This window comes from Microbispora sp. H10949 (genome assembly GCF_014161435.1).
Lineage (GTDB): Bacteria > Actinomycetota > Actinomycetes > Streptosporangiales > Streptosporangiaceae > Microbispora > Microbispora triticiradicis.
On the sequence record NZ_JABBWZ010000005.1, the window covers coordinates 361,304 to 380,700 of the forward strand.

General features: G+C 73.8%; 13 protein-coding genes. 7 read left to right on the top strand and 6 right to left on the bottom strand.

Annotated features, from left to right (window positions below):
- Positions 1 to 537: 537 nt before the first annotated feature.
- The 6 genes from HHX40_RS15160 to HHX40_RS15185 all read left to right on the top strand — a co-directional run bounded on the left by HHX40_RS15160 (position 538) and on the right by HHX40_RS15185 (position 11,686).
- A complete protein-coding gene (locus HHX40_RS15160; protein WP_182881083.1) occupies positions 538 to 2,871 on the top strand; it encodes a beta-L-arabinofuranosidase domain-containing protein in 2,334 nt (777 codons plus the stop codon).
- Positions 2,872 to 3,039: 168 nt separating this feature from the next.
- Positions 3,040 to 6,357, top strand: coding sequence for a BTAD domain-containing putative transcriptional regulator (locus HHX40_RS15165; protein ID WP_182881084.1), 3,318 nt, complete (start codon positions 3,040 to 3,042; stop codon positions 6,355 to 6,357).
- Positions 6,358 to 6,423: 66 nt separating this feature from the next.
- Positions 6,424 to 7,080, top strand: a complete 657-nt coding sequence (locus HHX40_RS15170) for a hemerythrin domain-containing protein (RefSeq protein WP_182881085.1) — start codon at positions 6,424 to 6,426, stop codon at positions 7,078 to 7,080.
- Between the two features lie 105 nt (positions 7,081 to 7,185).
- Entirely contained in the window at positions 7,186 to 10,524 is a 3,339-nt protein-coding gene (locus HHX40_RS15175) for a BTAD domain-containing putative transcriptional regulator (RefSeq protein ID WP_182881086.1), read from the top strand.
- Between the two features lie 53 nt (positions 10,525 to 10,577).
- Entirely contained in the window at positions 10,578 to 11,216 is a 639-nt protein-coding gene (locus tag HHX40_RS15180) for a hemerythrin domain-containing protein (protein WP_259403596.1), read from the top strand.
- 5 nt (positions 11,217 to 11,221) lie between these two features.
- Positions 11,222 to 11,686: a nitroreductase/quinone reductase family protein gene (locus HHX40_RS15185; protein ID WP_182881087.1), complete on the top strand. Its 465-nt coding sequence runs from the start codon at positions 11,222 to 11,224 to the stop codon at positions 11,684 to 11,686.
- A 130-nt stretch (positions 11,687 to 11,816) separates the two neighbouring features.
- On the opposite strand, the gene HHX40_RS15190 is transcribed toward HHX40_RS15185, so the two are convergent.
- Together HHX40_RS15190 and HHX40_RS15195 are read right to left on the bottom strand one after the other, a co-directional pair.
- A complete protein-coding gene (locus tag HHX40_RS15190) occupies positions 11,817 to 13,655 on the bottom strand; it encodes an MFS transporter (RefSeq protein WP_310738114.1) in 1,839 nt (612 codons plus the stop codon).
- 140 nt (positions 13,656 to 13,795) lie between these two features.
- Positions 13,796 to 14,395 carry a TetR family transcriptional regulator gene (locus HHX40_RS15195; RefSeq protein ID WP_182873491.1) on the bottom strand — a complete coding sequence of 200 codons (600 nt, stop codon included), beginning with the start codon at positions 14,393 to 14,395 and terminating at the stop codon, positions 13,796 to 13,798.
- A 162-nt stretch (positions 14,396 to 14,557) separates the two neighbouring features.
- Between HHX40_RS15195 and HHX40_RS15200 the strand changes: the two genes are divergently transcribed.
- Positions 14,558 to 15,979, top strand: coding sequence for a serine/threonine-protein kinase (locus HHX40_RS15200; RefSeq protein WP_220499119.1), 1,422 nt, complete (start codon positions 14,558 to 14,560; stop codon positions 15,977 to 15,979).
- 99 nt (positions 15,980 to 16,078) lie between these two features.
- On the opposite strand, the gene HHX40_RS15205 is transcribed toward HHX40_RS15200, so the two are convergent.
- The 4 genes from HHX40_RS15205 to HHX40_RS15220 all read right to left on the bottom strand — a co-directional run bounded on the left by HHX40_RS15205 (position 16,079) and on the right by HHX40_RS15220 (position 19,349).
- Entirely contained in the window at positions 16,079 to 17,737 is a 1,659-nt protein-coding gene (locus HHX40_RS15205; RefSeq protein WP_182881089.1) for a WS/DGAT/MGAT family O-acyltransferase, read from the bottom strand.
- A gap of 344 nt (positions 17,738 to 18,081) precedes the next feature.
- On the bottom strand, positions 18,082 to 18,513 hold the full coding sequence (locus tag HHX40_RS15210) for a hypothetical protein (protein WP_182881090.1): 432 nt from the start codon (positions 18,511 to 18,513) through the stop codon (positions 18,082 to 18,084).
- A gap of 3 nt (positions 18,514 to 18,516) precedes the next feature.
- On the bottom strand, positions 18,517 to 18,975 hold the full coding sequence (locus tag HHX40_RS15215) for a MerR family transcriptional regulator (protein WP_310738115.1): 459 nt from the start codon (positions 18,973 to 18,975) through the stop codon (positions 18,517 to 18,519).
- A complete protein-coding gene (locus tag HHX40_RS15220; RefSeq protein ID WP_182881091.1) occupies positions 18,972 to 19,349 on the bottom strand; it encodes a hypothetical protein in 378 nt (125 codons plus the stop codon). Before HHX40_RS15220 ends, HHX40_RS15215 begins: the two co-directional genes overlap by 4 nt.
- Between the last annotated feature and the right edge of the window lie 48 nt (positions 19,350 to 19,397).

A 19,397-nucleotide genomic window follows, 5' to 3' on the forward strand; every position in this document is an offset into this window, starting at 1 on the left:
CGAGGAACGGGAAATCACGCCGCCGAAATGCCGGTGAAAAGCACGCGGGGAAATGCCGGCCGCGATTCGTTTCGGCCGGCACAATCAGCGGCCGGGCCGCCCGGACCGTCCGAGCCCGGAAAAGGATTGCCCGCTGAACGGTCACCCGTGAAACTTTCAGGGCCGCCCGGCGAGGACGGGGCCGGGGCGCCCGGCAGGACATCTCGACGTCGGCCGGGCCGTACCCGGTTGGGAAAAGGGTTGCCCACCGGGCCCGGGCCAAACCGTGAAACTTTCAGCGCCGCCCCGCCGCGACGAGGCGGAGACGCCCGGCAGGCGCTCCACACCCGTCCGCGCCTGGTCCCGGGATTGACAGATCCTCACGGCGTCATGTTGGCTCCCAGCCACCACCACCAGAACCCGACAGAGGGGCTGTCCGGGCCTTTGTGTTAGCGCTAACACCCTCCTCCGCAGACCCTTGTGATCGATTCGCGGCGGTGGATGTCGTCGCTCACCGAGAATCGCCGGCCGCCCCTCTCGTGACCTCCAGGAGGCCTCATGCCGTCCCCGTCGCTCAGCCGCCGGCAACTGCTGCAGGCGGCCGGTGTCGCCGTAGTCGCGTCCACCGCCGGCGGGGTCGCCGGCGCCTCGGCGGCCGCCGCCGCGGTCGCGCCGGCCCGGCCCGACATCGGCGTCTCGGCGTACCCCTTCGAGCTGGGCCAGGTGCGGCTGACGACGAGCCGCTGGCTGGACAACCAGAACCGCACGCTCTCCTATCTCAAGTACGTCGACGTCAACCGGCTGCTGTACAACTTCCGGGCCAACCACAGGCTGTCTACCAACGGCGCCGCCTCGAACGGCGGGTGGGACGCCCCGTCGTTCCCGTTCCGCACCCATGTGCAGGGCCACTTCCTCACCGCGTGGGCCCAGGCGTACGCCGTGCTCGGCGACACCACCTGCCGGGACAAGGCCACCACCATGGTCGCCGAACTGGCCAAGTGCCAGGCGAACAACGGCGCCGCCGGGTTCAACACCGGATACCTGTCCGGCTTCCCCGAGTCGGACTTCACCGCCCTGGAAGCCCGCACGCTGAGCAACGGCAACGTCCCGTACTACTGCGTCCACAAGACGCTGACCGGGCTGCTCGACGTGTGGCGCCTCATCGGCAGCACCCAGGCGCGCGACGTGCTGCTGGCGTTCGCCGGCTGGGTCGACTGGCGGACGAGCAGGCTGAGCAGCAGCCAGATGCAGAACATGCTGGGCACCGAGTTCGGCGGCATGAACGCGGTGCTGACCGACATCTACCAGCAGACGGGCGACGCGCGGTGGCTCACCGTCGCGCAGCGGTTCGACCACGCCGCCGTGTTCAACCCCCTGGCCTCGAACCAGGACCAGCTGAACGGCTTGCACGCCAACACCCAGGTGCCCAAGTGGATCGGCGCGGCCCGGGAGTACAAGGCCACCGGCACGACCCGCTACCGCGACATCGCCGTGAACGCCTGGAACATCACCGTCGGCGCGCACACCTACGCGATCGGCGGCAACAGCCAGGCCGAGCACTTCCGGGCGCCCAACGCGATCGCCGGTTATCTCACCAACGACACCTGCGAGCACTGCAACAGCGTCAACATGCTCAACCTGACCCGCGAACTGTGGCTGCTCAACCCCGACCGGGTCGCGTACGCGGACTTCTACGAGCAGGCGCTGCTCAACCACGTCATCGGCGCGCAGAACCCGGGCGACAGCCACGGGCACGTCACCTACTTCACCCCGCTCAAGCCGGGCGGCCGCCGCGGGGTGGGCCCGGCGTGGGGCGGCGGCACGTGGAGCACCGACTACAACTCGTTCTGGTGCTGCCAGGGGACGGGGGTGGAGGTCAACACGAGGCTGATGGACTCCATCTACTTCTACAACGGCACCACGCTGACGGTGAACATGTTCATGCCGTCGACGCTGAACTGGACCCAGCGCGGCATCACGGTCACCCAGACGACGTCGTACCCCGCGAGCGACACCACGACGCTGCAGGTCACCGGTAGCATGAGCGGCTCGTGGTCGATGCGGATCCGCATCCCCGCCTGGACGTCGGGCGCCACGATCAGCGTGAACGGCACGCAGCAGAGCGTGGACACCACGCCCGGCACCTACGCCGTCGTCACCCGGTCGTGGACGTCCGGCGACACCGTCACGGTGCGCCTGCCCATGCGCGTGGTCATGAAGGCCGCCAACGACAACTCGAACGTCGCGGCGGTCACGTACGGTCCTGTCGTGCTGTCCGGCAACTACGGCAACACCTCGCTGACGGCGCTGCCCTCGCTGAACACCGGGTCGATCACCCGGACCAGCACCACGGCGCTCGCCTTCACCGCGACGGCCAACGGCTCGACGGTCAACCTGGGCCCGTTCTACGACGCGCACGGCTACAACTACACGGTCTACTGGAACACCAGCGGGCAGGGCAACGGCGGGACGGGAAGCTACCGGCTGGTCAACGCGGCCAGCGGCCTGGTCCTCGGCATCCAGAACATGTCCACGGCGGACGGCGGTCTCGCGCTGCAGTGGACCGACAACGGCACCGCGGACCACAACTGGGTGATGGTGACCGACGGCAACGCCGTGCGGTTCCGCAACGTCAACAGCGGCAAGGTGCTGGGCGTGGAGAACATGTCCACCACTGACGGCGCCCGCGTCCTGCAGTGGTCCGACAACGGCACCGCCGACCACCGGTGGACTCTGGTCGACAACGGCGACGGAACCTACAAGATCCGCAACGTGAACAGCGGCAAGCTGCTCGCCATCCAGAACAACTCCACCGCCAACGGCGCCCAGGCCGTCCAGGACTCCGACAACGGAACCGCCGACAACCGGTGGCGACTGGTGGCCAACAACTAGAACCCGACCGGCAGGCCGTTGCCGGGGCGTGCGGAACCCCCGGCAACGGCGGCCTGGTGGTCCAGTGGGCCGGCACCGGCGCGCGACCGGCTCCGGCAGTCCGGGCAGGACCCGCGGGGCCACCGGGACGCCACGATCAGGACGCGGTGATCGTGGCACAATCCCGGCATGCCAGTCATGTTTCGGGTGCTCGGCCCGGTCGAGGCGTACGTCGACGGCGTTCCCGTCGACCTCGGCGGGCCGCGGCCCCGGCTGCTGATGGCGCGCCTGCTGATCGCCGGGGGCGCCACGGTGTCGGTGGACGCGATCCTCGACGACCTGTACGACGGCGCCCCTCCGCCGCGCGCCCTGAGCACCCTGCACAGTTACGTCTCCGTCCTGCGCCGGGTGCTCGAACCGGGGCGCGCGCCCCGCACCCCGTCGTCGGTCCTGATCAGCCGCCCGCCCGGGTACGCCCTCGGCCCGCACGAGGTGGACGCCGAGGAGTTCCTGCGGCTGGCCAGGGCCGGCGAGCCCGAACGCGCGCTCGCCCTCTGGCGCGGCACGCCGTACGAGGAGTTCGGCGACGTTCCCTGGCTCCGGCCGGAGATCGAGCGGCTGGCCGAGGCCCGCCTGGTGACCCGGGAGCGGCTGCTGGGAGGGCGGGTCGGCGACCCGCACGTGGTGGGCGAGCTGGAGGCCCTGGTGGCCGAGCATCCCCTCCGGGAGGGGCTGTGGGAGCTGCTCGCCCGTACGCTCTACGCGCTCGGACGGCAGGCGGACGCGCTGGAGGCGCTGCGTTCCGCCCGCGCCCGGCTGGCCGGGGAACTCGGCCTCGATCCCGGCCCCGCGCTGCGGCGGCTGGAGGAGGCGATCCTCACCCAGGACCCCGCCCTGGACCGGGCCGCGATCCCTACCCGGACTCTGGTACGACCCGCCGCCGTACGGGCCGAATCAGTCCCCGGCGGCGGGCACGCGGAGGGGTCTTCGCCGGAGCGGCGGCATGTCGGCCGGGCGAGCCAGCTCGACCGGCTGACCGGCCTGGCGCACGACGTGGCCCGGGGGGTGACCCGGGGACCGGCACTCGCGGTGGTCTCAGGCGAGGCGGGAATCGGCAAGACGTGGCTCGCGGAGGCGTTCGCGGAGCGGCTGGCCGCCGACGGCTGGCAGGTCGCCTGGGGCCGGTGCCACGAGACCTCGGGCGCCCCCGCCCTGTGGCCCTGGCAGCAGGTCGTCCGGGACCTCGGCGAGCGGGTGCCGCCGCCGGCGGCGTGGGCCGCCTCCCTGCGGGTGCTGCTCGGCGGCTCCCCCGGCGGCCCTGCGGGCGGCTCCGCCGGGCCGGACGGTCCCCCCGCCGAGGCGGGCGAGGCCCGGTTCCTGCTGCACCAGGCCACGGCGGCGTACCTGGAGACCGTCGCCGCCGGCCGCCCGCTCCTCGTCGTGATCGAGGACCTCCAGTGGGCCGACGCGGCCTCACTGGGCCTGCTGTCGGACCTCGCGCCGCTGCTGCGCGGCGCGATCGCGATCGTGGTCACCGTGCGCTCCGGGGAGGGCTCCCCCGCCGTGCACGACACGCTCGGCCTCCTCGGGCGGCACGACGCCCTCCGCCTCCCGCTGGCGGGGCTCGACCCCGCCGCCGTGGCGGAGCTGTCGGGCCTGCGCGACCCGGCGAGCGTCGCGGCGCTCGCCGAGCGCACCCGGGGCAACCCGCTGTTCGTCCGCGAGACCCTCCGCCTGGCCGAGGACCAGGGCCTCGAACGGGCGCTCACCGGAGTGCCCGAGGGGCTGGCCGACGTGCTGCGCCGCCGCCTGCTGAACCTGCCCGCCCCGTTCCGTCCCGCCGTCGACGCCGCGGCGGTGCTCGGCGCGGGCGCGGACCGGTCGCTGCTCGCCGAGGTCGCCGGGATGAGCGCCGGGACGGAGGCCGACGAGGCGCTCGACGCCGCGACCGCCATGCGCATCCTCGGCGAGGACCTGCGGTTCACCCACGACCTGGTCAGGGAGACGGTCTACGCCGACATCCCGCTCCGCGGCCGGGCCGCTCTGCACCTGGCCGCGCTGCGGGCGCTGGAACGGCGGCCGGGGTCGGATCTCGCGCTGCTGGCCCGGCACGCGCTGGCGGCGGGTCCGGAGGCCGCGGCGGACGCGGTGCGCTGGGCGTCGGCCACGGCGCGGCAGGCCGCCGGCCGGTACGCCCACGAGGACGCGGCGCAGTGGTGGCGCCGGGCGGTCGAGGCACACGGGACGCTTCCCGGCGCCGACCCGCGCGAGCACGTCGAACTGCTGCTGGAGCTGGTGCGGGCGCAGCTCGCCGCCGGTGACGGCTTCGCAGCCCGGCAGACCCGGGCGGAGGCGGTGCTCGCGGCCGACAGGTCGGGCGGCCCGCTCCTCACCGCACGGGCGCTGACCAGCCTGGACGCTCCCGGACTGTGGAAGTTCTACACCTACGGCGACGTCGAGTTGCACACCGTGCGGCGGATCGAGGAGGCCCTCGCCGCGCTGCCGGACGAGGACTCAGAGCTGCGCTGCCGTCTGCTCGGCTGTCTGGGAATGGAACGTTACGACGGCTCGGCCGACCCCCGCTGCGACACCGCCACGGCCGAGGCGCTGGCGATGGCCCGCCGTCTCACCGCCTCGGGGAAGGCCGGCCCGGGACTGCTCGCCGTCACGCTGAACGCCCGCTATCTGGGCGTCCAGCTCCCCGAGCACATGCCGGAGCTCGACGCGATCGGCGAGGAGCTCACCCGGCTCGGCCTGCCCGGGTTCGAGCTGCTCGGCCACATGATCAGGGAGCGGACCCGGTTGGAGCTGTTCGACGTGGCGGGCGCCGACCGGGCCGCCGAGCGGGCGGGCGTGCTGGTGGAGCGGCTCGATCTCCCCTGGCCCCGGTTCCAGCACCTCATCTGGACCGGCACCCGGCGTCTGCTCGACGGCGACTTCGAGGGCGCGGCGAACGCGTACGCCACGGCGGCAGAGGCCGGTGAACGGCTCAACCTGTGGCACACCGCCACCGCGCTCTCCACGGCGCTGTTGACCCGGCACCTCATGATGCGGGACCTCGACGGTGCCGAGGAACTGCTGGAACGGCACTCTCCCTTCCCCGCGCATCGGCAGATCGCCGGCGTGCTCATCGGCGACTGGCGGGGCGACCGCGGGCCGGCCCTGGCGGCCCGCGAGCAGGGCTGGCGCCCGGTGCCGCGCGACTTCGGCGAACTGACGAGCCTGTGCCTGCAGGGTGAGGCCCAGATCACGGCGGGCGACCACGGTGCGTGCGCGCACACCTACCGCAGGCTCCTGCCGTACGAGGACAGGATCGCCCTCGGGGCGGGGACGTTCTGCGCCGGGCCGGTCGGCTACTTCCTGGGGCGGCTCGCCCACCTCGGCCGGGCGGCCGGCCCGGAGACCGCGCGGGCGCATCTGGAGACCGCCGCGAAGCGCTGCGCGGCGTCCGGACTGACCTGGTGGGCCGCCAAGATCACCAGCGAGCGCGACGCCGTACCCGGGTGACCGCGGAAAAGCGGGCCACAAGCGGGCGTTGAGTCGCTATAAAGGCGCCTCGCGCATGGTGGGGTCATGACAACACCGGAAACACCCACGCAGACCCGGCGCCGCTCGGGTGAGCCCGCCCCCGACCTCGTCGCCTTCCTCCTCTTCCACTCCGGGCTGCGGCGCGAGTTCGCCCGGCTGGCCGACGCCCTCGACCGCTGCGACCCCCGCGACGAGCGGCGCCGCGCGGTCACCGACGAGCACCTCGCGCTGCTGCTGCGCGTCCTGCACCACCACCACACTGAGGAGGACGAGGCGATCTGGCCGCTCCTGCGCGGCCTGGTCCCGGAGGCCGCGCCCGTGCTCGACCGGCTGGAGGCCGACCACCAGGAGATGGACGCCGTGATCGGACGCCTGTCGGCCGGCGGGCGGCCGGCCCGCGAGGTCACCACCGACCTGCGCGCGCTGGACCGGCTCCTGAACACCCACCTCGACCTGGAGGAGTCCGAGGTCGTCCCGCTGATCAGGGAGCACGTCAGCGCCGCCTGGTGGGAGGCGTCCGCCAAGAAGGTCATCAAGAGCCACGGCCGCGACCTGCCGATGCTCGCCGCCTGGCTCCTCGACACGGCGACGCCCGCCGATCGCGACCACATCCTCACCACCGCTCCGGCCGTCATGCGGATCCTCTACCGCCTCTCCTGGCGCCGCGCCTACGAGCGCCGGATGTCCCAGGTGTACGGCTGACAGGTGTACGGCTGACAGGTGTACGGCTGACGGGTGTACGGCCGACCGGCCCGGCACCGCCGGAGACTGGGCCGGGCGTGGGAACGGTCCTATGCTCTCCTGACGATGGTGCGCTTATGGGTGCTCGGCCGGTTCCGGGCCGAGGTCGAAGGACGTCCGGTCGATCTGGGGCCGCCGCTCCAGCGAGCGGTGATCGCGAGGCTGGTCTGCGCCGGCGGGCACGTGGTGTCGACGGACCGGTTCATCGAGGACCTGTGGCAGGGCCAGCCCCCGCCGAAGGCTCTGGGGGCGTTGCAGGTGTACGTCTCCAACCTCCGCCGGCTCCTCGAACCGGGCCGGGCGCCGCGCACCCCGGCGGGCGTCCTGGTGACCGCCCCGCCCGGCTACCTGCTGCAACTCGACGCCGGCGCCGTCGACGCGTGGCGGTTCCCGGCGCTGGTCGACGCGGCGGCGGACCTGCTCGGCCGGGGCGAGCCCGGCGAGGCCCTGCGCGCGACCGACGAGGCCCTGTCCCTGTGGAAGGGGCCCGCCTTCGCCGAGTTCGCCGACCAGGACTGGGCGGTCCCCGAGGCGTCGCGGCTGGAGGAGCTGAGGATCACGGCGGTGGAGTACCGCGCGGAGGCGGGGCTGGCGCTCGGCAGGCACGCGGAGATCGCGCCCGAGCTGGAGCGCCACGTCGTCGCCAACCCGTTGCGGGAGAACGCGGTGCGGCTGCTGGCCCTCGCCTACTACCGCTCGGGGCGGCAGGCCGACGCGCTGGCGGCGTTGCGCCGCACCCGGAACCTGCTCGCCGAGGAGCTGGGCGTCGACCCGGGCCCGGCCCTGAAGACGCTCGAAGCCGACATCCTCGCGCACAGCGACACCCTCGGCGCGTCAGGGGCCGCCGCCGCGGTCGTCGTTCCCGCCCGCGCGGCGGCCGGCGCGCCGCCCGCCCCGGCCGCTCCACCACCCGCCCGGATGATCGGCCGTACGGCGGAGCTCGCCCGGCTGGTCTCCGCCGCGGAACAGGCCGCGCACGGGTTCCGGGTGGCCTGGCTCGGCGGCGATCCCGGCGCGGGCAAGAGCACGCTGGCCGACGCCCTGCTCCGCCACGCGGGCGACGAGGGCCTGCGCACCGCGGTCGGCCGGTGCCCCGAGACGCTCGGCGGCGTGCCGCCCGCGTGGGCCTGGAGCGAGATCCTGCGCGGCCTGTTCGCCGCGCATCCCCCGGCCCCCGGCGTCGAGGCGCTGCTCGCTCCGCTGCTGCGGGAGGGCTCCTCCGGCCCCGGCCAGTTCTGGCTGGCGCAGGCCGTGGGCGACTATCTGGAGAGCGTGCCGGGGCCGCTGCTGCTCGTGCTGGAGGACGTGCATCGCGCCGACGACGCGACGCTGGAGATCCTGCGGCATCTGGCGGCCCGGCTGGCGCGGACCCCGATCCTGGTGGTCCTGACGCTCCGCCCCGCCGAGGCGGGCGACGACCTGGTCGCGGCGCGGGCCGCCCTGGCCGTGCGGACGGCCGAGAACGTCACCCTCCAGGGGCTCGGCGAGGACGACGTCCGGCGGCTGCTGGCGGACCGCTCGGGTGTGGAGGTGGACGCCGCCGTCGCCCGCACGGTCGCCGAACGGACCGGCGGCAATCCGCTGTTCGTGGCCGAGACCGCCCGGCTGCTCGCGACCGAGGGGGCGTCGGCGGCCCGGTCGCTGCCGCCCGGGGTACGCGACCTCATCCGCAGGCGGGTCGCCCGCCTCCCCGCGACGGCCCGCACGGCCCTGCGCAACGCCGCCCTGATGGGCCGGGACGCGGACGTCGACGTGCTGGTCGCCGTCCAGGACGCCGACGAGGAGACCGTGCTCGACGGCCTCGAGGCGGGGGTGCTCGCCGGGCTGCTCACCGAGCCGGGTCCCGGCACGGTCCGCTTCACGCACGTCCTCGTCCGCGAGACGCTGTACGAGGACATCCCCCGGCTGCGCCGTACGCGGCTGCACGCGAGGGTCCTCGCCGCGCTGGAACGGCTGCGCCCCGGTGACGTCGGCGCGCTCGGGTACCACGCGCTGGCCGCCGCCACGGCGGCCACCGCCCGCGAGGCGGCGCGGTACGCGCGCCGAGCGGCCGAGCAGGCGTCCGCCGTGTACGCCCACAGGGAGGCCGCCACCCTGCTGGAGGGCGCCCTCGACGCCCTGGACCTCGCCCGGGGCGGGGCGGCCGAGCCCGCGGACGACGTCCGGCTCGACCTGCTGTGCCGCCTGGTCTCCGCCCAGGCGAGCGCGGGCGACGTCATCCGGGCGACGGCCACCCGCGGACGCGCCCTGGCGGTGGCCAGGCGGCTCGGCGACCTCGGGGCCCTCGCCCGCGCGGCGACCGCGCTCGACGCTCCCATGATCTGGCAGAACGACCCGGTGCTCGACGTCGACGTCGTGGAGGTGATCCGCGCCTGCCTGCCCACCGCGACGGGCGAGCTGCGGTGCCGGCTGCTCGCGGCCCTGGCGCAGGAGATGGGCGGCCACGACGAGGAGGTGGTCGACAGGGCGAGCGCCGAGGCCGTCGAGATCGCCCGCGGCATCGGCGACCCCCGCCTGCTGTGCCTGGCGCTCGGCGCTCGCTACTGGTCGCTCTTCGTGCCGGGGCGCCGCGACGAGCTGGAGCCGCTCGGGCAGGAGTTGCTGGAGGTCTCCGCCCGCGCCGGGCTGCTCGGCTACCAGACGGTCGGTCACCACGCGCTGTGCATGGTCGCGCTCGGGCGCAACGACTGGGCCACGGCCGAGTGGCACACCGGGCGGGCGGTGGAGTACTCAACCAGCGGCCAGCTGGGCCTGGTCCTGGCCACCATCGCGTTCCTCGACGCCCTCCGCCTGCTGGTCAAGGGGGAGTTCGAGCAGGCCGAGTCGGCCTACACGGTCCTGTCCGACCGGATGGGCGAGGCGGGGGGAGCCAACGCCGCGGTCTTCGGCAGCCTGGCCCGCTTCGCCGTACGCCTCGCCTGCGGCCGGGCGCACGAGTCGGTGGCCGAGCTCGCCGCCGCCCGCGACCAGATCCCCGGGGAGGTCGACGAGTTCTACGTCAGCGCACTGGTGGCCGCCGGGCGCCTGGAGGAGGCCCGGGCCGCCTGGCCGGTGGACCGGCCGCCCACCCGCTGGGTCTATCACACGATCAACGTGGCGCTCCGCGCCGGCACCGCGATCGCCCTCGGCGCCCGGGAGGTGGCCGGGGAGTGCCACCGCCTTCTCCTCCCGTTCCAGGAGGAGATGATCGGCCTGAACACCGTGGCGATCACACTCGGCCCCTGCGGGCTCGTGCTCGGGCGGCTGGCGGAGTTCCTGGGCGACCCCGCCGAGGCGGCCGAGCACTACGCCACGGCCGTCAAGGTCGCGGAACGACTGGGGTCGCCGCACTGGCGCGAGGAGGCGCTGCGGGCGCTCGGCACGCTGAGGCCGAACCCGCCAAGTGGCCGCCAAACCACCGTTTAGCGGCCGGGGCCACCGTGGTTCCGAGACAGATTCGGATATCACGGAGGCTCACCTTGGACACCCCCGATCTCACCGGGATCCGCATCATCCATCGCGCCATGCGCGGCGACCTGCACCGGCTCCGCACCGTGGCCGAGGACCTCGACGCGGGACGCCGGCGGGCGGACGCCGCCCGCGCCACGGCCCTCGCCCGCTACGCGGAGGACGTCTGCGCGGCGATCCACCATCACCACAGCAGGGAGGACGAGATCGTCTGGCCGGTCATCGAACGGTCGGCGGGCGCCGCCGTGGACCTCGCCGACCTGTCCGACGACCACTCCGAGCTCGACCCGCTGCTCGAACGGGTCCGCGTGGCGGCGCGGGCCTTCGCCGGCACCGGGGGCGCCGGGGGCGCCACCGAGCTGGCGGCCGCGCTCCGGACGCTCTCCGACCTCATCGACGAGCACATCGAGGAGGAGGAGCGGAGGATCTTCCCGGTCATCGAGAAGTACGTCGCGGCGGCCGACTGGAAGGCGATGGAGAAGTCGCTCAGGGGCGGCGACCCGCGTTTCGAGCTCGCCTGGGCCGACCGGTACGCGACCCCGGACGAGATGGCGCACATTCGCCGGCTGGCCGGGCCGGTCCTCAGTCTGCTGCTGATCCTGGTGCGCCCCGGCCAACGGCGCCGCCAGCGGCTCGTCTTCGGGAGCTGAGCGCGATGGCCAGGCGATCCCGCCTGTTCAACAGGGTCATCCGGGGCATCTGCGACTGGCAGGTGCGCACCTACCGCCGGACCGGCGGGCGCAGGCCCGCCACGATGCGCGGCATCCCCGTCCTGCTCCTCACGACCCGGGGCCGCCGAACCGGCCTGCTCCGCACGCGGCCGGTCGGGTACGGCAGGGACGGCCGCCGGTTCGTCGTGATCGCCTCGAACGGCGGCGACGACGCGACTCCCGCCTGGTGGCTCAACCTCCGCGACGATCCCGTGGCCGAGCTGGAGGTGGGCGGCCCCGGCGGGCTCAGCGTGGTCAAGGTGCGCGCGAGCGAGGCCGTCGGCGAGGAGTACGACCGCCTGTGGCGGATGATGAGCCGGCGCCACCCCGTCTACCTCAGGTATGTGGAGATGACCCGGCGCCGCATCCCCGTCGTGGTGCTCGAACCGTTCGGCGCCCCGCCGCCGTGATCTCCACGGAGGCGGGATCCGCCCGGCGGATGCCACGAGCGAGCCGGAGGGGCGCGCCCCGATGGCGGAGCGGGAAAGCACGGGCCGGGCGCGGGGGCGCCCGGCCCCCGCGCGCGGCCCCGCACGCGCGTCAGGGCCGGGGCCCCCGCGCGTCCGGGGCCGCCGCCCTGCGGGCGTCGAACTCCTCGTCCGGGACCACCAGCTCGTTGCCGGCCAGCCCGGCCTCGCCGGAGACGGCGGCCAGCTCCGAGCCGAGCGTCTCGTGCGCGGCGGCGTGGTGGCCGCGGCCGAGGCGGCCGGTCAGCAGCGACGACAGCGCGGCCACCAGGCACGCGGCCACGGCGAACCAGAAGGCGATGACCAGGCCCTGGTGGAAGGGGCCCGCGATGAGGTGCGGGAAGAACTCCTTGCCGGTCAGGTGGGCGCCGCCGTCGGGCAGCCGGTCCAGGACACCGCCGAGGAGCTCGCGGAACGGGTTGTAGCCGAGGAACGCCGCGAACAGCACGGCGATCGGCGGCAACTGCGCGATGCCCTCGGCCTGCGCCGCCGGCACGCCCTGGGCGACGAGCTCGTCGTGCATCGTGTGCGGCAGCGACTGCGCCAGACCGGCGATCATCAGGCTGAAGAAGACGCCGATCGACAGCACCATCGAGGAGTTCTGGAAGGTCGCGGTCATGCCCGCGCCGACGCCGCGCGACTCCGCCGGGACCGCGTTCATGATCTCCGCCCGGTTGGGCGAGGAGAACAGGCCGGAGCCCACCCCGTTGATGAGGATCAGCAGCGCGAACACGCCGTAGCCGAAGTCGGTCGGCAGGGTCATCAGCGCGTAGAAGCTCGCCGCCGTCACCAGCGCGCCGCCCACGGTGAACATGCGCGGGCCGAACCGGTCCGACAGCCAGCCGGAGACCGGCGCCGACAGCAGGAAGCCCACGGTCAGCGGGATCATGTAGATGCCCGCCCACAGGGGCGTCTCCTCGAAGCTGTAGCCGTGCAGCGGCAGCCAGATGCCCTGCAGCCAGATGATCAGCATGAACTGCAGGCCACCGCGTCCGAGCGCCGTGAGCAGGCTGGCGATGTTGCCCGCGAGGAACGCGCGCTGCCGGAACAGCGTGAGCCGGAACAGCGGCTCGGCCACCCTGGTCTCGATCCAGGCGAACAGCGCGAGCAGCAGCACGCCTCCGGCGAGCGCGGCGATCACCCACGGGTTGCCCCAGCCCATCACACCGGTCCCGTACGGCTGGATGCCGTAGGTGATGCCGACCAGCAACGAGATCAGGCCGACGGCGAAGGTCGCGTTGCCCCACCAGTCCATCCGCGCCCGGCGCCGCACCCCGTTGTCACGCAGTTTCAGGTACGCCCAGACCGTGCCGAACACCCCGAACGGCACGGAGACCAGGAAGATCGCCTTCCAGTTGACCGGCGCGAGGACACCCCCGACGACCAGGCCGAGGAAGGAGCCCGCGATGGCGGCGATGGAGTTGATGCCGAGCGCGGTGCCGCGCTGGCGGACGGGGAAGGCGTCGGTCAGGATCGCCGTCGAGTTGGCGAACAGCAGCGCGCCGCCGACGCCCTGCACGATTCGCCAGCCGATGAGCCACATGGCCCCGGCGTCGCCGTCCATCCAGGTCAGCGACAGCATGATCGAGCACAGGCTGAAGACCGCGAAACCCAGGTTGTACATGCGGACCCGGCCGAACATGTCGCCCAGGCGGCCGAACATCACGACCAGGACGGCCGTGACGACCATGAAGCCCATCATCATCCACAGCAGGTAACCCGTGTTGCCGGGGTCGAGCGGGTTGAGGTGGATGCCCCGGAAGACGTCCGGGAGGGCGATCAGGACGATGGACTGGTTGATCGTCACCATCAGGACGCCGAGGGTGGTGTTGGACAGCGCGATCCACCTGTACCGCGAGGACGACGCCGGCTGCTGCGGCGCCCCCGCCCGGGACTGGTTCGCTACGGCCACGGACTGGTTCCCCTCCTCGTGTTCCCGCGCACGCACGGCGGAACAGTTAGTTAGAGGAACTAAATTACCCCCACCGGATGTACTTGATGTTTCCCGGCATGGGCGACATGCGTAACCGGGGTGCGACCCCTACTGTGAGATCAGGCCTTGAGCGCGCCGGCGATGACGTCGACGAGGCCGTCCACGACCGTGTCGCGGTCGAGCCCGGGGTTCTCCAGCCACCAGTCGCCGATCGCCTGGACCATGCCGACGAACGCGTGCCCGAGCACCCGCGCCCGCTCCGGACCGGCCACTCCCGCCTCGGCGAGCACCGTGCCCAGTTCCTCGCCGACGCCGCGCACGATGGCGGCCATCCGCGAGTGGGTGCGGCTGTCCTCCGCGCTCGCCCGGTGGAAGAGGAACCGGTAGAGGTTGGGGTTGGCCGAGATGGTCTCCAGGTAGGCGTCGACCGTGGCCCTGGCCCGTACGCGGGGATCGGCCACGGCCGAGGCGAACTCCGGGCGCAGCAGGTCGAGCACGACGCGGGTGTGGCGCTCCGCGAGCGCCTGGTAGAGGCCGCTCTTGTCGCCGAAGTGACGGTAGAGGATCGGCTTGGTGATGCCCGCCTCCGCCGCGATCGCGGCCATCGACGCCTGCGGGCCCTCCCGGCGGATCACGCGGTCGGCCGCGTCGAGCAGGTCTCTGCGCCGCTCCGGACTCCGGCCGCGCTCCCCTGTGCCGCCCGCCCTGCCGCCCGTCATGAGGACCAGGATAGGGCGGCCGGTCACGCTCGGGCCGCGTCCTGATCACGAGGCGGACCGGCGGGCGATCACTCCGGTAGTCTGCCGCACGCGGGCTCTATGGCCGGGCTCCGGCCGGGTCCGGCGGTGCGGGTCTGGAGATGCCGGGTCTGGAGGTGTCGGGTGGGCGAGGCGGGCGGGCCGCTGGTGCCGGGCTACGAGATGCTCGGCATCCTGGGCCAGGGCGGCTTCGGCGTCGTGTACCGGGCCAGGCAGCTGGCGGTGGGCCGGGAGGTCGCACTCAAGGTCGACAACAGGGTGCTCGTCTCCGACCGCGACCGGCGCAGGTTCATGCGGGAGGTCACCTCCGCCGGGGCGTTGTCGGGCCATCCGCACGTGGCCGACGTGTACGACGCCGGGGTGCTCGGCGACGGCAGGCCGTACATGGTCCTGGAGCTGTGCCCGAACGGGTCGCTCGCCGACCGGCTGCGCGACGGCGGGCCGCTCGGCCCGCGGGAGGTGCGCGACATCGGCGTCCGGATCGCCGACGCGCTGGCCGCCGCCCACGCCCTGGGCGTGCTGCACCGCGACGTCAAGCCCGCCAACATCCTGGTCAACTCGTACGGCATGGTCGCGCTCTCGGACTTCGGACTGGCCACCATGCCGGGGGCGGGCGGGGCGGTCCCGGGCGAGGTGTCGGTGACGCGTGAGTCGCTCACCCCGGCGTACGCCCCTCCGGAGGCGTTCGACCTGACGGAGCCGACGGCCGCGGGAGACGTGTACTCGCTCGCCGCCACGCTGTACGCCCTGCTGCACGGCAGGCCGCCGCGGTTCCCCGAGCACGGCGTGGTGAACATCGCGGTCGTCATGGCCCTGCACCGGCTGCCTGTCCCCGACATCCCCGGCGTGCCGGCCGCGCTCACCGCCGTCCTGCGCCACGGCATGGCGAGCGATCCGGCCCAGCGGATCAGGACCGCCGCCGGACTGCGCGACGCGCTGTCCGCCCTCGCCCCCGACGGCTCCCCCGGAACCCCCCACTCAGGGAACGCCCGCCCGGGCACCGGCCAGAACGGGAGCAGCCACCCCGGAAACGCACAGACCGGAAACCCCTACCCCGGGAACACCCACCCGGGGAGCGGTCACCCAGGGAACGCGCAGACCGGGATTGCGCAGACCGGGAACAGCCGCATCGGGAGCGCCCGGCCCATGGACGCCCATCCAGGGAACGCGCAGACTGGAGACCCCCACCCGGGGAACGCCCACCCCGGGAACGGGCATCCGGGGGACGGGCGCATGGCCTACGGCGGGCCGGGCCACGTCGCGCCTCCGCACGCGCCGGCCCGCACGCCCACCCAGCCGCCCGGCGCCCGGCCGGGCACCCCGCCGAGGCCGGCGCCACGCGGCCTCCGTCAGGCTCCCACGCTGCCGCCGCGCCCGGCGCCGGGGGTGTCCCGGCAGTCGATGGTGTTCGCGATGGTCGCCGCCGTCTTCGCCCTGCTGCTGGCGGCCGGGCTCGTGGTCCTGCTGCTGGAGGGCGGCCAGGACCCCGGGACCTCCTCACGCCTCGGCGGCGCCCCCGTCCGGAGCGTCCCGGCGGCGCAGTGAGCCACACCGTGGCCGACGGCGGCGGGCGACGCGCCGGAGCCACGGCCGCGACGGTGCGCGACGGTCGCCGGGAAGGTCTCCCTGCCGGCGTGCGGCGGGTCAGCCGGCCGGTCTCCCGGTCCTGGTGCTCCTGCCGGCCTTCGGGGGCCTCTCGGTCTTCTCGGTGCTCTTCTCGGTGCTCTTCCCGGCGGCCCTCCTGGCGGCCTTCTCAGTGCTCTTCCCGGTGGCCTTCTCCGTGACTTCCTCTGTGGCCTTCCCTGCGGCCTTCTTTCCCCGCCGGCGTGGCTCGGGGGCAGGCGGTTCGGCGGGGCCGGCCATCGCGCCGTACTCGGCGAGCGAGTCCCGCAGGTAGTCGATGAGGTTCCAGACGTCGGGCACCATCTCGCGGTCGGCGACGATGCCGAAGTCGAGCCGGCCGTCGTAGGAGAACACGGTGATGTTCACGCCGCCGCTGACATCCGTGATCACCGACATCGGATGGAGCGCGACGACCCGCGCCCCGCACACGTACAGCGGCGACTGCGGCCCCGGCACGTTGGAGATCATCAGGTTCATCGCGGGGGCCCGGCGCGAGGCGATCCGGAAGGCCGACCTGGCGGCCAGCGCGCTCAGCGCGGCCGGCATCGCCTGGCTGAACTCCAGGAGCCAGGCCGCCGGCGCGGCGGCGAGCCGTTCCTTGACCAGTCTCATCGAGCGGTTCACCGAGTGCAGCCGCTCGCCCGGGTCGGCCACGTTGGTGGGCAGGGTGGTCATGGTCAGCATGACCTCGTTGGCGGCCGAACCGTTGAACGTCTGACCCCGGGTGGAGACCGGGATCCCGGCCACCAGCGGCTGGCGGGGCAGCTCGTCCCGGCTGGCCAGCCAGCGCCGCAACGCCGTCGCGCACATCGCCATGACGACGTCGTTGACGGTCACGCCGAAGGCGTTCTTGATCCGCTTGACCTCGTCGAGCGGGAGCTCGCCGAAGGCGAAGCGCCGATGCTCCGAGATCGGCCCGGAGAACGGCGTGCGCGGCACCACCATCCGGGGCAGCTCCGGCAGGTTCACGTCGGTGTCGGAGCCGATGCCCCGGACGAACCGCGAGACCCGCCCCACCCCCGGAAGCTGGGCGACGAACGGCACCTCGTCCAGCCGGGGCACCGCCTCGGCGACGAAACGCAGCAGGGCCAGCGGGTTGTCCAGCACCCGCGCGACGCCCCTGACCACCATCTCCACCACGTCGGGGGCCCGCTGCGGCTCGGCCGCGTCCCCGGGGGGAGGCGTGTCGGCCACCTGCGGCCCGAAGTCCATCAGCGCCGCCAGCACCTCCGCTCCGGTGACCCCGTCCACGGCCGCGTGATGAACCTTCGTGTAGATCGCCGTCCGGCCCTCGGCGAGGCCGTGAATCAGGTAGAGCTCCCACAGCGGCCGCCCCCGGTCGAGCCGCCTCCCGTGCAGCCGGGCGACCTGCTCGGCCAGCTTGTGCTCGTCGCCCGGAGGCGGCAGCGCCAGCTCCCGCACGTGGTAGTCGAAGTCGACCTCCCGGTCCTCCGCCCAGTACGGGTGGTCGAGTCCGAAGGGCACCTCGACCAGCCGCCTGCGCAGCGGCGGCGCGAGGTGGAGCCTCCGCCGGAGCAGCTCGATCAGCTCCTCACGGGCGGGCGCACCACCCGGCCTGTCCGACGGGTCGAGAATGGTGAGCGCCGCGATGTGCGCGAGATTCGTTGGCGTCTCGAAGTTGAGGAACTGCGCGTCGAAGGCGCTGACTTGCTGTGCCATGTCTACTCACCTGCCCCGAAACGTCCTGGTCCGACCACCGGCGCGACCGGCTGCCGTGCTCCGGCGGTGTCCGATCCACCGCCCGGCCGGTGCTCGATTCGAGCCTGGTCGGGATGCCCCCTTCTGGAGATTAGTCGGCGGGCGGTCCGATGCGGGCGCGGCCGGTCGGCGCGGCGCCCGCAGCTGGGTGCGGTGCTCCTCGTGGGTGCTCACGGGTCAGCCCTGCACTAGGGAGCGCCCTTCGGCCAGGCGCCGGTGAAGGGCAGCGGGCAGTCGGGGCAGGTGCGGTGGGTCAGGCTGTCTCATTTGGTGTGGTGGTGCCGCAGTCCTGCGGGATCACAGGGTCAGCCGCCGCACGCACAGCCGGACGGGCCGCACCCTGTTCCGGACGGGCCGCGCCCTGTTCCGGCGCTGCGCGCGGCGGCCGTGGTCGTGCGCCGGTGCAGCCACCACATGCCCGCGGCGGCGGCCAGCAGCAGTCCGGACACGGCGAGCAGCGTCCGCTCGGCCAGCGCCGCGCCCGCGCCGGTCAGCAGCCCGGCGCCGATCAGCACCGGCAGCGCGCAGCAGGCCGCGCACGCCAGCACGGCCAGCGCGACGGCGACCTTGCTGCGCAGCGGCGGCTCGCCCTCGTGGGCGGGGCGGCGGCCCTCCGACGTGTGAGCGGTGACGGCGAGCGGCACCGTGACCGGCCTCGCCGGACCCTCCGCCGGAAGCGCGGACGGGCCGGGCGCCAGGGCCGCGACCGGCCTGCGGTGTTCCTCGTGGGTGCTCACGGGTCAGCTCTCCTTCGGGGAGCGGCCTTCGGCCAGGCCGGCTAAGGGCAGCGGGCAGTCCGGGCAGGTGCAGTGGGTCAGGCTGTCGCACCCGGCGCTGACCACCTGGGCCAGCGCGTGGCGGATGGTGGTCAGATCGGCGATCTTCGCGTCCACTTCGAGGATCTTGGCCTGGGCGCGGGCCCGCAGGTCGGGGGTGGAGTGACCACGCCGGCCGGTGTCGAGCAGCTCGGCCACCTCCTCAAGCAAGCCGAGCCGCTGTGCGGCTTTGATCACCGTCAGCAGGGCGACGGTCTCGGGCGGGTAGGAACGGTGCCCGCCGGGGCTGCGCGCCGGTTCGGCGATCAGGCCGCGCCGCTCGTAGTAGCGCAGGGTCTGGACGTTGACCCCGGCCTGCTCGGCCACCTGCCCGGTGCGCAGATAGGGCCCGCCCGGGCCCCGCAGCACGACGTCCTGCCTCACGCCGGCCGCCCCACCTCGGCGGACGCCGTGGATCGGCCGGCCGCGCCGGCCCGGGCCTGCAGCGCGTCCAGCACCTCGGCGTGCTCGGGCGGGACCGCCACGTCCAGCGTCAGGCCGCCTCCGGCGATGGTGAGGGTGAAGGTGAAGAAGGAGCAGCAGCCGCTCTCCCGCGCCGTCAGCTCGGCCGCCCGCGCGGCGTGCTCCGGACCGAAGGCGAGCTCCAGCCGCAGGCGCCCACGCTCTTCGCGCCGCATCCCCTGGACCGTCTCGGCGAACAACGCGTCGAACTCGGCCATCCGCAGCGGCTGGTCGGCGGTGGGCAGCGTGCACGCCGGAGGAGCCCATCCCTGAGCGAGGACGATGTCTTGGGTCATGACTCGACGGTAAGCCTGTACCCAGGTACCGGATGCAACCCCCAATCC